The following is a 12,466-nucleotide window of genomic DNA, read 5'->3' as shown; positions in this document are numbered from 1 at the left end:
TCGGGATGCCGGGGTTCAGGCATGAGCGAAGACAATCGACGCGACGAAAGGCAGAGTTTGGCTGTGCGTCTGTTCGGCCGCGCGCTGCATGTCTATTTCGTGCTGACGCGCAGCATGACCATCGGCGTGCGCGCCGCCTGCTTTGATCGCGAAGGCCGGATTTTTCTGGTTCGGCATTCCTATATCGCCGGATGGCACATGCCCGGCGGCGGCGTCGAACGCCATGAGACTGTGGAGCAGGCGCTCGAAAAGGAGCTGCGCGAGGAAGGCAATCTGGCAATTTCGGGCAAGCCGCAGCTCTTCCACGTCTATTTCAACAATCACACCAGCAAACGCGACCACGTCGTCTTCTATCGCGTCGAGGTTACCCAGACCGCGCCGCGCAAGCCGGATCGCGAAATCGTCGAAAGCGGCTTCTTTCCGGTCGATGCGCTGCCGCCAGGCACGACGAAGGCAACCTATCGCCGGCTGCAGGAGCTGGAAGGTGCATCGGCTCCCTCCAGCTATTGGTAGCTCCCGACGCTTGGGTCAGGCGGCTTTTGCCAGCCGCTCGCGCCCATGCGGGCGATTGAAATCAAGCTCTGGTCCGATCGGCACGATGCCTGTCGGATTGATCGCCTTGTGGCTGCGATAATAGTGGTTCTTGATGTGGCCGATGTTCACCGTCTCGGCAATGCCCGCGATCTGATAGAGATCCCGGAGATAGGCCGAGAGGTTGGCATAATCGGCAATGCGGCGGATATTGCATTTGAAATGTCCGACATAGACGGCATCGAAACGAACCAGTGTCGTGAACAGCCGCCAGTCGGCCTCCGTCAAGCGATCTCCGAACAGATAGCGCTGCGTCGCCAGTCGCTGGTCCAGCATGTCGAGGGTTTCGAAGAGGCGGAGCGCGTTTTCCTGATAGGCTTCCTGCGTCGTCGCAAAGCCGGCCTTATAGACGCCGTTGTTGACCGTATCGTAGACACGATCGTTCAATGCATCGATGTCGGCCCGCAGATCGGCGGGATAGAAATCCGCCGTGGAGCCGGTCAGGCCGTCAAAGGCCGTGTTGAACATGCGGATGATTTCGGCCGATTCGTTGTTGACGATCGTGCCGGTCTGCTTGTCCCAGAGAACGGGAACGGTCACCCGGCCGGAATAATTCGGATCGGCCTTGACATAGACCTCCCAGAGCTTCGTCGCGCCGAAGAGGTGGTCGACGGTGCCGCCATCCTGTCCTTTGAATTCCCAGCCGTTTTCAACCATCAGTGGATCGACGATCGAGACGGAGATCAGCTCTTCCAGCTTCTTCAGCCTGCGAAAGATCAGGGTTCGATGCGCCCAGGGGCAGGCAAGCGAGACATAGAGATGATAGCGCCCGGCCTCTGCCTTGAAGCCGCCGGTGCCCGTGGGGCCAGGGCTGCCATCTGCCGTGATCCAGTTTCGAAACTGCGACGCGGCGCGCTTGAAATGGCCCTTCGTCTCCTTGGTATCATACCAGACGTCGTGCCAGACGCCGTCCACCAACATGCCCATTGCTCGATCCTTTCGGGAAACTGCCGAAACCTATGTATCTGAAGATACGGCATGCACGCCGGATTTCGAGACGGCAAATGATGAACACTGCGTCATAGGTGCTGTCGGCTGCCTCATGTAGGGGCGCCGGGCTCGAGAAAAGACATGATGCCGACACGATCTTGCATGAATGAACGACAGGATGCATTTTGCATTGGACGCGCCGAATATTTCCTGCTATCCGGCTTTTCACACTTTAAGGACCTCTTGTCATGAAAGTAACCAGAAGCCTGCGACGACGCCGATGATCTTGAACGCTCGATGAGCGCTTTCGGGAACAATATCGTCCGTTTATCTGGTTTTCTTGGGCTAATGTACAAGCACGATCTGGTCTACCTCACTGAGGATGCGTCGCACGACGCTGCTATCGAACTCATCAACGAAGAAGCTTTCGGTCCGGGACGGTTCACCCGTGCCGCTGCTCGTATTCGCGAGCAGGGGCCACATGACCGGTCGCTGTCCTTCATCTGCGCCGATGATGGCGAGACGATCGCCTCCGTCCGGATGACGCCGGTGCTGGCCGGATCGGTCAAGGGACATCTGCTCGGCCCGCTTGCCGTGCGTCCGTCGCACAAGAACAAGGGCATAGGCCGCGAACTCGTGCGGATCGCGGTGGCCGCTGCCAAGCGCAAGGGATCGGAAGCCGTCATCCTCATCGGCGACCCGCCCTATTATTGCCCGCTCGGCTTCGAGAAGGTTGCCTACAATGCGCTGACTTTCCCGGGGCCTGTCGATCCCAACCGGGTGCTGGTCGTGCCGATTGCCGGGGATACGCATGCGCTGCTGCATGGCTCAATCGCGTGGCGCGATGATTCCGCTTCGGCTATGGAAGCCGAAGACGACGATCTGGATGATGTCGTGCAGCTCACGGCGATCGCCGTCTAAGGCGCTATCAACGAAAGATCGCCCTGCTTGGTATCAGCGGGGCGACAACGTCTTCTGCAGAAAGAACCGGCTGCGACCGGCCGGGAAATCCGGCAGTTCGCCGAAGATGGCATAGCCCTGCCGCTGATAGGCTTTCAGCGCCTGTGGATTGAAGGTATCGATCCACGCGCCGAAACAGCCACGCGCGCTCGCCTCCGCTTCCGCCGCGTCCAGGAGCTTTCCGGCCATGCCCTGACCGCGCAGGCTTTCCGGCACGAAAAGCCATTGGGTGAACAGCCATCCCCAGGCGGTGTAGCCGGATATGCCGCCGATAGGCTTGCCGGCATCATCGCGGATCAGAACGGCCAGGGATTGGCGACCGGATGGGCCAACATCAGCGGTGTTGAAAGCCGTCAATCCCTCGCTGATGGCCGCGAGCTCGCTTTCCGATGGCGTATCGGTCACTTCGATCTTCATCACATTCATCGTCCTTCGCGCCACCATGTGGCGGAGAAAGCAAAGAGGAGGGCGGCAAGGCCGGCAAAGCCTGCGAAGAGCGGCAGAGTGTTGATGCCCTTCAAGACGGTTTCATCGGTCATGCGGATTGTCAGGCGCTGGCCGTCGGCAACACGCACCGCGCCGCGCACAGGCAGGACTTGGGGCACGGTGACCGCGCCGTTGGCACCGGCAACGCGGGTAACCAGACCCTTGGTCTTCTGCGCCAGCGGCTTCAGCGTCTCGGTGGTCGAGATCATCGCCTTGAACTCCGGAGCGTCGATGGCGCCGATGTGAACCAGCGTCGACAGATTGCCGTTGGCGATCTGGTAAAGGCCGATCTCATCCATATGCTTCCCGGCCTGATAGAGACCCGGCTGTGTCTGCTTGAGCGGCAGGGTCTCACTCTTGCCCGATGGCGTTTTGATCGTGGCGGGGCCGGGATCGTCGCCGATGGTCTGGCGCGTCACCTGCAGCATGCGCCCGGCGGCATTGGCCGTCAGGGCTTCTTCTTCCAGCGCCGGCTCCTTCAGCAGCCAATGGGCGATGCGACGATAGAGCGAGACATGCGGGCCGCCGCCCTCGAAACCACGCGCCCAGAGCCAGCCTTCGTCGGAAAGCAGCATGGCGACGCGGCCCTGGCCGACGCGATTCAGCACCAGCAGCGGGCTATTGTCGGCGCCGACCATCACGGTCTGGCCCTGTGGCTTCTCGACATCGACGCTGCGGAACCAGCGGCCCCAATGCGGCGGCTCGGTCTCGGAACCATCGAGGCCGCGCGTCACCGGATGCTTGCGGCCCTGATCCGACAAGCGCGGATAAAAGGCCTTCTCGATCATCTGGCCGGTCGGCTCGGCTGGCAGCACGGAGGCAAGCGGCGTCAGCGCGATCGAGCTGCCGCCGGCATGTTCGGGACCGGCTGCCACGAGCAGCGCGCCGCCGTTTTCGACATATTGCGCCATGTAATCATAATAGATCGTCGGCAGGACGTTCTGGCGGTCCTGATAGCGATCGAAGATGATGAGGTCGAAAGAGCTGATCTTGTCGACGAAAAGCTCGCGAGTCGGGAAGGCGATCAGCGACAACTCGTTGATCGGCGTGCCGTCCTGCTTGTCCGGCGGACGCAGGATGGTGAAATGCACGAGGTCGACCGAGGCGTCCGATTTCAGGAGATTGCGCCAGGCGCGCTCGCCGGCATGCGGCTCGCCCGAGACCAGCAGGACGCGCATGTTCTGGCGGATGCCCTCAATCAGTTGGACTGTCTGGTTGTTGACGCCAGTGACCTCGCCCGGCACTTCGGCCACGGCGAATTCGAGCACGTTGTTGCCGGCGCGCGGCACCTTGAAGCTGAAGGGCGTGTCCTGGCCGGGCGTTGCCTGCAGTGTGGCGATTTCGTCGCCATTCATCTTCACCGTCACCGCTGCGGTGCCGCCCGGACTCTTGCCGTCGTCGACGACCCGAAACACGAGCTGCTGCTCTTCGTTGACAAGACCGAAGCGGGGCGCACGCACGATCTCGATGCGGCGATCGAATTCGTCCGGCTTGCCTGTGATCAGCCCGTGGATGGGCGCGTCGAAACCGAGTTGCTGGTTGACGCCGGGGATGTCGTGAATCTGGCCGTCCGTCAGGAAGATGGCGCCGCCAATGCGGGCAGGCGGCACGTCGGCGATCGCGGAGGAGAGGGCGGAGAAGAGTCGTGTCGACGGCGAATCCGATTCCGCCGGATCGCGGAATTCGACGATCCGAGGCTCTATGCGCGGGAATTGCGCCAGCCGATCCTTGAGCATTGCCAGGGCTTCGTCCGTCATCTTCGCGCGTTCCGGCGTCTGCTGGCTGAGGCTGCGGTCGACGACCACGGGCACGATCGTCGTCAACTGATCGCGATCCTCCTGCATCAGCACCGGGTTGGCGAGTGCCGCAAGGAGGGCAATCCCTGCAAGGCCACGAACCCAGCCGCCGCGCAGGCGCCTGTAGATGGCAAGCGCCGCGATGACAAGTGTCAGCACCGCCAGAGCGGCAAGGATAGGCCAGGGGAGGAATGGGGCAAAACCGATATTCATATTATTGCCCCAAGCGCTGCAGGATATCCGGAACGTGGACCTGATCGGACTTATAGTTTCCGGTCAGCATGTACATCATGATGTTAACGCCCGTGCGGTAGGCATATTCGCGCTGGGTCTCGTCCGGCGGCACAGTCGGCAGCAGCGGCGAGCCGTTGTCGTCCACGGCCCAGGCGCCGGCAAAATCATTGCCGGTGATCATGATCGGCGTCACCCCATCGGAGGTGGCGACCGCGTTTGCGTCGCGGCGCGCATCCTGCCGCGCCTCGACCCAGAGCGGGCTGTCGGCATAGCGGCCGGGGAAGCTCGACAGCAGATAGAAGGATTTGGTCAGCACATGTCCCGCCGGCACAGGCTCCAGGGGAGGGATATCGAGATTGGCGAGGATCTGCTGGAGCCGCTGCCCGTTCGGGCTCGGCGACGAGGTGTCGCCCATCGTATCGATGGCGTCACGCGTATCGAAGAGCACGGTGCCGCCATTGCGCATATAGGCGTCGATGCGGTTGATGGCGTCGTTGGACGGCATCGGTGCAGTTGCTGAAATCGGCCAGTAGATCAGCGGGTAAAAGGCGAGCTCATCCTTGGCAGGATCCACGCCGACCGGCGGGCCGGGTTCGAGCGTCGTACGATAGGTGAGGTAGTCGGAGAGGCCGGCAAGCCCGCGCTCCGACATGTGATCGACGTCTGTTTCGCCAGTGACGACATAGGCGAGATGCGTCTTGTCCAGTCGCGAGAAGATGGCGTCGTCGCCCGGTTTGGAATCATCGGCGAGCGCGCCTGTCGGATGCAGGAACATGGCGAGCGAGGCGGCCAGCAGCAGCATTGCCGCGCCGCCCGCAATCGTCCTGGCCGATCTGCCCAGGCGCGGGAAGGCGCCGTTCATGAACAGGACGATGATGCTGTCGGCCAACAGCAGGAGGAAGGCGAGGGTGAAGAGGATCGGCTTTGCCGACCAGGCTTCGCCGCCGATAAGGCCCTCGTGCGCGACCGCACCGGCTGCCGAGGTATCCAGCGGCTTGAGCGCTGCGCCGCTCGGCAAGGTATTGAGCGCGCTAAAGCCCTCCTCGGAACCATAGAGGCCGGGCGGGTTGTCGAAACTCGCGACTGCGGCCCCCTTGCTGCTTGGTTCCAGTGGGCGGGCGCTGCCGATCTCGCTGGTCAATACACCCTTGGCGGTCAGGAGCCGGTAGGGTGGCATTGCTTCACTTGTCTTGGAGGCAGCCCCTTGTCCCGACGCGACGCCGCCGGCACGCGACAGTTGTACGATGCGGCGCAGCATCTCGACGAAATCGCCTGATATCGGCAGATCGGACCATTGCGGCTCGGCGCTGACATGGAAGAGCACGATGCGGCCGGCCTGCATCTGCTTTTCGGTAACGAGCGGGGTTCCATCGGCAAGGCTCGCCCAGGTGCGCTCGGCGAGATCCGGTGTCGGCTCGGCCAGAACCTGCCGCTTGATCAGGACGTTGTTCGGCTTCGGCATGCCGGCGAAGGGGCCGAAAGAGGGGAAATCGGCAAGCGGTTGCGGTTCGGCCCAGGACAGTGCGCCGCCGAATGTGCGCTCGCCCTGCCGCAACGTGACGGGAACGAGGGGATCGTCAGCGGGTGCCGCGGCAAGGCGCGGTCCGGCGAAGCGGACGAGCGTGCCGCCATTCTCGATCCACTTTTGCAGCGGCGCATAGGTTTCCTGCGGCAGGCGGCCGACATCGGCCATGATGATGACGGAGGGATTGCCCGCGAGCAATTGGGGGATCGACTTTGCTAGATCGGCGCTGTTCGGCTGGGTCAGGTCGGCATAGGGCTGGAGCGCGCGCTGGATATAGTAAAGGGGCGACAGGATCGGCTGGAATTCGTCCGCAGCCTGTCCGGAGAGGAGTGCCACGCGGCGGCGGCGAAAACCGTCGTCCAGCAGATAGACGCTGCCGGCACTTGCCTGGCGGTCGATGCTGATGCGGGCAAAATCATTGCGCATTTCGAAGGGGGCGGCGATAGAGCCGGTCGCAACCGTCTGCCCGCTTGAGAAATCAAGCGAACCGGCAGCGATCGGCCGTCCCTGATTGTCCTGCGCCGTCAGTCCGAGGCGCATCGGGCCGCTGCCGTTCAGTCGCGTTGCCGTAACAGTCATGTTGCTGGCGGTATTGACTGCGCCGGTGAGCGCGACGATATCGCGACCGTCGCCCTCGATGAGCCTTAGCTCGCTCGGCTGCAGGGCGGCAAGGCGGCTGACGATATCGTCCTTGTCCTTGCTTTCGATACCGTCGGAGAGGAAAGCGATCGTGCCGGGCTTGCTGCCGTTGAGCGCCGCCTTGACGGCATCGGCGGCGCGTTGCCGATCCGGCACCAGCGGTCTCGGGTTCATCGCATGCAGCTTGTCGCGGGCAGCCGTTGCCGCGCCCGGTGTCGCGTCATTGCCCTGCTCGGCGGTGAAGGCGATCGAAACGGGGATGCTCTTGGCGTCGGCATCGTCGATCAGCGCGTCGGCCGTGCGCACGCGGCGTTCCCAGTCGGAGACGCTCGCCCAGCTATTGTCGATCATTAGCACCAGCGGGCCGTTGCTCGACAGCGTATTGGTGCGCGGATTGAACATCGGATTGGCGATGGCGAGAATGACCAGCGCGGCAAGCAGCATGCGCAGCAGCGTCAGCCACCAGGGGCTGCGCGCCGGCGTTTCCTCGCGCTTGAGGATGCTCGCCAGGATGCGGAGCGGCGGGAAGACTTCCGTTCGCGGCTGTGGGGGCGTGAGGCGCAGCAACCACCAGATGGCGGGGAGCAGGATCAACGCTGCGAGAATGGCCGGTGACGCGAAGGCGAAGGAGAGACCGCTCATGGCTGCCCTCCGGAGGCGACCCTGGCAGGCATGCCGGAAAGATACATGTGCACGGCGACCAGCGCTTCCGATGCCAGACGGTCGGTGCGGTGGCTGACGAAGGTCCAGCCGAGATGACGCAGCGACTGGCCGAGATTTTCGCGGCGCGCGAGATAGGCGCGCTGATAGTCGTCGCGCAGGTTTTCCGCACGGCCGGCAACCAGCTTCGAGCCGGTTTCCGGATCGCTGAATTCGGTGCGTCCGCTATAGGGAAAGAGTTCCTCGGCGGGGTCGGCAACCTCGATCACATGACCGCGCAAGCCACGGCGGGCCAGCGGCCCGATCCTGCCCATGACGCTGTCGGCATCGTCAAGAAAATCGCCGATCAGCACGATATCGCTCCAGCCGCGGATCATCGCCGTCTGCGGCAGGCCGCCTTCGAGCGGCGTGTGCATCAGGGCCGCGGCGAGGCGCTCGGCGGCATTGCGGGTCGAAACCGGCTCCATGATGCCGGGGCAGCCGATGCGCTCGCCGGAACGGGACAGGATTTCGGCCAGCGCCAGCATGATGACGAGTGCACGGCCTTCCTTGGAGGCATGGCCATAGGTAGACTTATACATCATGGACGGCGAAAGATCGGCCCAGAGCCAGATCGTGTGGGCGGCTTCCCATTCATGATCGCGGATATAGGTATGATCGTCGCGGGCCGAACGGCGCCAGTCGATGCGCGACAGGCTTTCGCCTTCCGTGTAGGGACGGAACTGCCAGAAATTTTCGCCGATGCCGCGTTTGCGCCGGCCGTGCCAACCGGCGATGACCGTGTTGGCAATGCGCTTGGCTTCGACGAGGCAATCGGGCACGAGGGCGGCACGGCTGCGGGCTCGGGAGAGGGCATCATTGCCTGAGGTCGGTCTGACGATCTGTCCGATGGATGCCACGCGCTATACTCTCCTCGACATCCGGGTCACGATTTCGACTGTTTGACCAGCCCTGAAATGACATCGCGTACGGACATGCCTTCGGCGCGGGCTGCGAAAGTCAGCGCCATGCGGTGTTCCAATACTGGCTCGGCGAGCGCATGAATGTCGTCGATCGACGGTGCAAGCCGGCCCTCATAGAGGGCGCGGGCACGGGCGCAGAGCATCATCGCCTGGCCGGCACGCGGACCTGGACCCCAGGCGACATGCTTGTCGGTCGAGGCATTGCCCTGGCCCGGGCGGGCGGAGCGCACCAGCGACAGGATCGCATCGACGACGCCGTCGCTGACGGGCATCTGGCGGATGAGCTGCTGGATTTCCAGCAAGCGCTCGGCGTCGATCACCGCCTGTGGCGTCGCTTCGCTCAAGCCTGTGGTTTCGAGCAGGATGCGGCGTTCGTCGGCAAGCTCGGGATAATCGACGTCGACCTGCAGCAGGAAGCGGTCAAGCTGGGCTTCCGGCAGCGGATAGGTGCCTTCCTGCTCCAAAGGGTTCTGCGTCGCGAGGACGTGGAACGGAGCTGGCAGGTCGTAACGCTGGCCGGCGATGGTGACGTGGTACTCCTGCATGGACTGCAGCAGCGCCGACTGCGTGCGCGGCGAGGCGCGGTTGATTTCGTCGGCCATCAGCAATTGCGCGAACATCGGCCCTTTGACGAAACGGAAGGAGCGGCGGCCGGTTTCATCCTGGTCCATGACTTCGGAACCGAGAATATCCGAGGGCATCAGGTCCGGCGTGAACTGCACACGGTTGGAGGCAAGGCCGAGAACCGCGCCGAGTGTGGTCACGAGCTTCGTCTTGGCAAGGCCTGGCACGCCCACCAGCAGGGCGTGGCCGCCCGCGAGCACGGCAAGCAGCGTGTTCTCCACGACACTTTCCTGGCCGAAAATGACCTTCGACACCTCTTCGCGGACGCGGGCAATATCGCTCAGTGCCTTTTCGGCAGATGCGATGATGGCCTGCTCGTCGAGGCTCGTTTCGGTCGATTTGATCATGCCCATTTGCGTCTCCAATGGCAGAAAAACGGTGCGCGTGATTCGCAGACGTTACACATTTGCCTCATAATCAATACAACTTATCGCCAGCAAGACGGCTGACAAGCACGTTTCAAATGACTATCTCGTGAGAACTGTCATATTCCTGACTAACGACCAACCGGGACAGAAGAATGGCAACCGAGGAAATCAGGACAACGGGCGATGCCGCAAGCCTCGCGGCGCTGATTTCGCGCGCGGCCGGCGACAGCGGCGGCTCCAAGAAGGGTTTGCCGCCCGTCGATCACTGGAATCCGCCGTTCTGCCGCGATATCGATATGGAGATCCGCGCCGACGGCACCTGGTTCTATCTCGGCACGCCGATCGGCCGCGCGCCGCTGGTGCGGCTGTTTTCCACAGTTCTGCGCAAGGATGAGGATGGCAAGACCTATCTCGTCACGCCTGTGGAAAAGGTCGGCATCCGTGTCGTCGATGCGCCGTTCGTGGCTGTCGAAATGAGCGTGACGGAGCGCGAGGGCAGGCGCGTGCTGACCTTCCGCACCAATGTCGGCGATGTCGTCGAGGCGGGCAGGGATCATCCGATCCGTTTCGTCATTCGCGGCGAGAATGACGAGCTGAAGCCCTATCTGCATGTGCGCGGGCGCCTTGAGGCTCTAGTGACGCGGGCCGTCATGTACGATCTCGTCGAGCTTGGCGAGCCCGTCGAGATTGCCGGTCGTGAGATCTTCTGCGTGCGTTCCGGCAGTTCGATCTTCCCCGTCATGCCGGTTGCCGAACTGGATGCACTCACTCGATGAATGAATTCCCTCTTTATTCCGCGGATGAATTCCGCCGTCGCGCGCTCCATCAGAGCGGTGGGCCGGTGGAGCTTGCCTGGCGCGATCATGGCGATCATCGGCTCAACCCGGAAACCATTTCCCAGGTCGCGGATCTGAAGCTCAAGGATGCCGCCGTGCTGGTGCCTGTCGTCGAGAATGGAGACGATGCCAAGGTCATCTTTACGCTCCGGACCTCGACCCTGCGCAAGCATTCCGGCCAGATCGCCTTTCCGGGTGGCGCCATCGATCCGGAGGATGCCTCGCCGGAAATGGCTGCCGTGCGCGAAGCGGGCGAGGAGATCGGGCTGGCTGACATCTTCATCGAGCCGGTGGCGCGGCTGCCGCACTATCTGGCGGCGACCGGCTTTCGCATCACACCCATTCTCGCCGTGGTGAAACCCGGCTTTCGTCTGGATCTCAATCCGACCGAGGTGGAGGATGCCTTCGAGGTGCCGCTCTCCTTTCTGATGAACCCTAGCCATCATGTGACCGATACGATGGTCTGGCAGGGGATCGAGCGCCATTTCTACCGCATGCCCTATGGGCAGCGCATGATCTGGGGCATTACCGCGGGCATCGTCCGCACGCTTTATGAAAGGCTCTATACATGACATCCGTTGCCGGTGAGGCCTGGTTTCGCGATGATGCATTGCAGCGGGTGCTGGCGCTGCTCGATGCCGATGGCGGCGAGGGACGCGTGGTCGGCGGCGCCGTGCGCAACAGCCTGATGGGGCTGCCCGTCGCCGATATCGATATCGCGACCACTCTTTTGCCGGAAACGGTTGTGGAAAGAGCTGAGGTGGCGGGAATCAAGGCGGTGCCGACCGGTATCGCACATGGCACCGTCACCCTGGTTATCGATGGAAAGCCGTTCGAAATCACCACCTTGCGGCGCGATGTTGAAACGGACGGGCGCCGTGCCGTGGTCGCCTTCAGCCGGGATTGGCTGGCGGATGCCGAGCGGCGCGACCTGACGATCAATGCGCTCTATGCATCCGCCGATGGTGAGGTCGTGGATCTCGTCGGCGGGCTTGCCGATCTGGAACGCCGCAACATTCGCTTCATCGGTGATGCGGCGACGCGGATTGCCGAGGATCACTTGCGCATCCTGCGTTTCTTCCGCTTCTTCGCCTATTATGGCAGCGGTCGTCCCGATGCCGATGGCTTGCGCGCCTGCGCCGCCGCAAAATCGAAGATATCAATGCTCTCGGCCGAGCGTGTCTGGTCCGAGATGAAGAAGCTGCTGGCGGCTCCGGACCCGGGCAGGGCGCTGCTCTGGATGCGCCAGATCGGTATTTTGACCGAAGTGCTGCCGGAAACCGAGAAATGGGGGATCGACGCCATTCCGGGGCTGATCGCCGCCGAACAGGCTCTCGGTTGGCCGGCGGAACCTCTACTTCGTCTTGCGGCCATCGTGCCGCCCGATGCGGCAAGGCTTGCCAAGCTTGCCGGGCGGCTGCGCCTCTCGAAGGCCGAGGGCGCTTATCTTCAGGTCTGGGCGAATGCGCCCATCGTCAAGGACGATATTTCGGAAGCGGCCTTCGATCGCCTGCTTTATCGCCATGATCCGACCGGCGTCGCGGTTCGCCTGAAGCTGGCGCTAGCCGTTGCCCGGAGCAAGGCGGAGGGCGATTTCGAGGAGATGGCGCGGGTCGCGCGGCTCGGGAGATTGCTGGAACGGATGGCAAAATGGAAGAAGCCGGCTTTTCCGCTCAATGGCGCAGATGCGCTTGCCGCGGGCGTTGATGCAGGACCGCGCGTGGGCGAGCTTCTTGGCAAACTCGAGCAGGAATGGCTCGACGGGAATTTTGCGATGAACCGGGCGAGCCTTCTCGCCCGACTCAAGGATTTGGCCAATGGCTGATAATGAGGCCTGATTGGCGGGACTGACTGG

The 12,466-nt window shown here is 62.8% G+C and carries 11 protein-coding genes; 5 read left to right on the top strand and 6 right to left on the bottom strand.

Annotation, left to right across the window (positions count from 1 at the left end; genetic code table 11):
• The first annotated feature begins 21 nt into the window (after window positions 1-21).
• Window positions 22-513 carry an NUDIX domain-containing protein gene (locus GA0061103_RS12900; protein WP_092711718.1) on the top strand — a complete coding sequence of 164 codons (492 nt, stop codon included), beginning with the start codon at window positions 22-24 and terminating at the stop codon, window positions 511-513.
• A gap of 15 nt (window positions 514-528) precedes the next feature.
• Here the strand turns inward: GA0061103_RS12900 and GA0061103_RS12895 are convergent, their stop codons facing one another.
• Window positions 529-1,518 (bottom strand): glutathione S-transferase family protein, encoded by a 990-nt coding sequence (locus GA0061103_RS12895; RefSeq protein WP_092711716.1) that lies wholly within the window; start codon window positions 1,516-1,518, stop codon window positions 529-531.
• A gap of 351 nt (window positions 1,519-1,869) precedes the next feature.
• On the opposite strand from GA0061103_RS12895, the gene GA0061103_RS12890 reads away from it, so the two are divergent.
• Entirely contained in the window at window positions 1,870-2,442 is a 573-nt protein-coding gene (locus GA0061103_RS12890; protein ID WP_092711714.1) for a GNAT family N-acetyltransferase, read from the top strand.
• Window positions 2,443-2,475: 33 nt separating this feature from the next.
• On the opposite strand, the gene GA0061103_RS12885 is transcribed toward GA0061103_RS12890, so the two are convergent.
• Genes GA0061103_RS12885 through GA0061103_RS12865 form a run of 5 tightly spaced genes read right to left on the bottom strand, consistent with a single transcriptional unit; the run spans window position 2,476 to window position 9,760 of the window.
• Window positions 2,476-2,898, bottom strand: a complete 423-nt coding sequence (locus GA0061103_RS12885) for a GNAT family N-acetyltransferase (RefSeq protein WP_425349502.1) — start codon at window positions 2,896-2,898, stop codon at window positions 2,476-2,478.
• Between the two features lie 5 nt (window positions 2,899-2,903).
• A complete protein-coding gene (locus GA0061103_RS12880; RefSeq protein WP_092711712.1) occupies window positions 2,904-4,976 on the bottom strand; it encodes a hypothetical protein in 2,073 nt (690 codons plus the stop codon).
• Between the two features lies 1 nt (window position 4,977).
• The gene (locus GA0061103_RS12875) at window positions 4,978-7,803 is read right to left on the bottom strand and encodes a DUF4159 domain-containing protein (protein ID WP_092711710.1); all 2,826 of its coding nucleotides are present in this window, start codon (window positions 7,801-7,803) and stop codon (window positions 4,978-4,980) included.
• Window positions 7,800-8,720, bottom strand: a complete 921-nt coding sequence (locus tag GA0061103_RS12870; protein ID WP_092711708.1) for a DUF58 domain-containing protein — start codon at window positions 8,718-8,720, stop codon at window positions 7,800-7,802. The genes GA0061103_RS12875 and GA0061103_RS12870 overlap by 4 nt, the downstream gene beginning before the upstream one ends.
• A gap of 26 nt (window positions 8,721-8,746) precedes the next feature.
• Complete coding sequence (locus GA0061103_RS12865) at window positions 8,747-9,760, bottom strand: AAA family ATPase (RefSeq protein WP_092711706.1); 1,014 nt, start codon at window positions 9,758-9,760, stop codon at window positions 8,747-8,749.
• 167 nt (window positions 9,761-9,927) lie between these two features.
• Between GA0061103_RS12865 and GA0061103_RS12860 the strand changes: the two genes are divergently transcribed.
• From GA0061103_RS12860 to GA0061103_RS12850, 3 genes are read left to right on the top strand one after another with little or no spacing between them, the layout of a single operon-like run.
• A complete protein-coding gene (locus tag GA0061103_RS12860) occupies window positions 9,928-10,551 on the top strand; it encodes a DUF1285 domain-containing protein (protein ID WP_092711704.1) in 624 nt (207 codons plus the stop codon).
• Window positions 10,548-11,183 (top strand): CoA pyrophosphatase, encoded by a 636-nt coding sequence (locus tag GA0061103_RS12855; protein WP_092711702.1) that lies wholly within the window; start codon window positions 10,548-10,550, stop codon window positions 11,181-11,183. Before GA0061103_RS12860 ends, GA0061103_RS12855 begins: the two co-directional genes overlap by 4 nt.
• Entirely contained in the window at window positions 11,180-12,436 is a 1,257-nt protein-coding gene (locus GA0061103_RS12850) for a CCA tRNA nucleotidyltransferase (RefSeq protein WP_092711700.1), read from the top strand. The genes GA0061103_RS12855 and GA0061103_RS12850 overlap by 4 nt, the downstream gene beginning before the upstream one ends.
• Window positions 12,437-12,466 lie beyond the last annotated feature (30 nt).

The organism is Martinezella multihospitum, from assembly GCF_900094585.1.
Lineage (GTDB): Bacteria > Pseudomonadota > Alphaproteobacteria > Rhizobiales > Rhizobiaceae > Rhizobium > Rhizobium multihospitium.
Note: the sequence above shows the minus strand (reverse complement) of the source record. Positions and strands in the feature narration are given on the sequence as shown.

Bases quoted from the DNA above. Each gene is read 5' to 3' on its own strand.
- GA0061103_RS12900 (WP_092711718.1), top strand. From the start codon at position 22: ATGAGCGAAGACAATCGACGCGACGAAAGGCAGAGTTTGGCTGTGCGT.
- GA0061103_RS12895 (WP_092711716.1), bottom strand. From the start codon at position 1,518: ATGGGCATGTTGGTGGACGGCGTCTGGCACGACGTCTGGTATGATACC.
- GA0061103_RS12890 (WP_092711714.1), top strand. From the start codon at position 1,870: ATGTACAAGCACGATCTGGTCTACCTCACTGAGGATGCGTCGCACGAC.
- GA0061103_RS12885 (WP_425349502.1), bottom strand. From the start codon at position 2,898: ATGAAGATCGAAGTGACCGATACGCCATCGGAAAGCGAGCTCGCGGCC.
- GA0061103_RS12880 (WP_092711712.1), bottom strand. From the start codon at position 4,976: ATGAATATCGGTTTTGCCCCATTCCTCCCCTGGCCTATCCTTGCCGCT.
- GA0061103_RS12875 (WP_092711710.1), bottom strand. From the start codon at position 7,803: ATGAGCGGTCTCTCCTTCGCCTTCGCGTCACCGGCCATTCTCGCAGCG.
- GA0061103_RS12865 (WP_092711706.1), bottom strand. From the start codon at position 9,760: ATGGGCATGATCAAATCGACCGAAACGAGCCTCGACGAGCAGGCCATC.
- GA0061103_RS12860 (WP_092711704.1), top strand. From the start codon at position 9,928: ATGGCAACCGAGGAAATCAGGACAACGGGCGATGCCGCAAGCCTCGCG.
- GA0061103_RS12855 (WP_092711702.1), top strand. From the start codon at position 10,548: ATGAATGAATTCCCTCTTTATTCCGCGGATGAATTCCGCCGTCGCGCG.
- GA0061103_RS12850 (WP_092711700.1), top strand. From the start codon at position 11,180: ATGACATCCGTTGCCGGTGAGGCCTGGTTTCGCGATGATGCATTGCAG.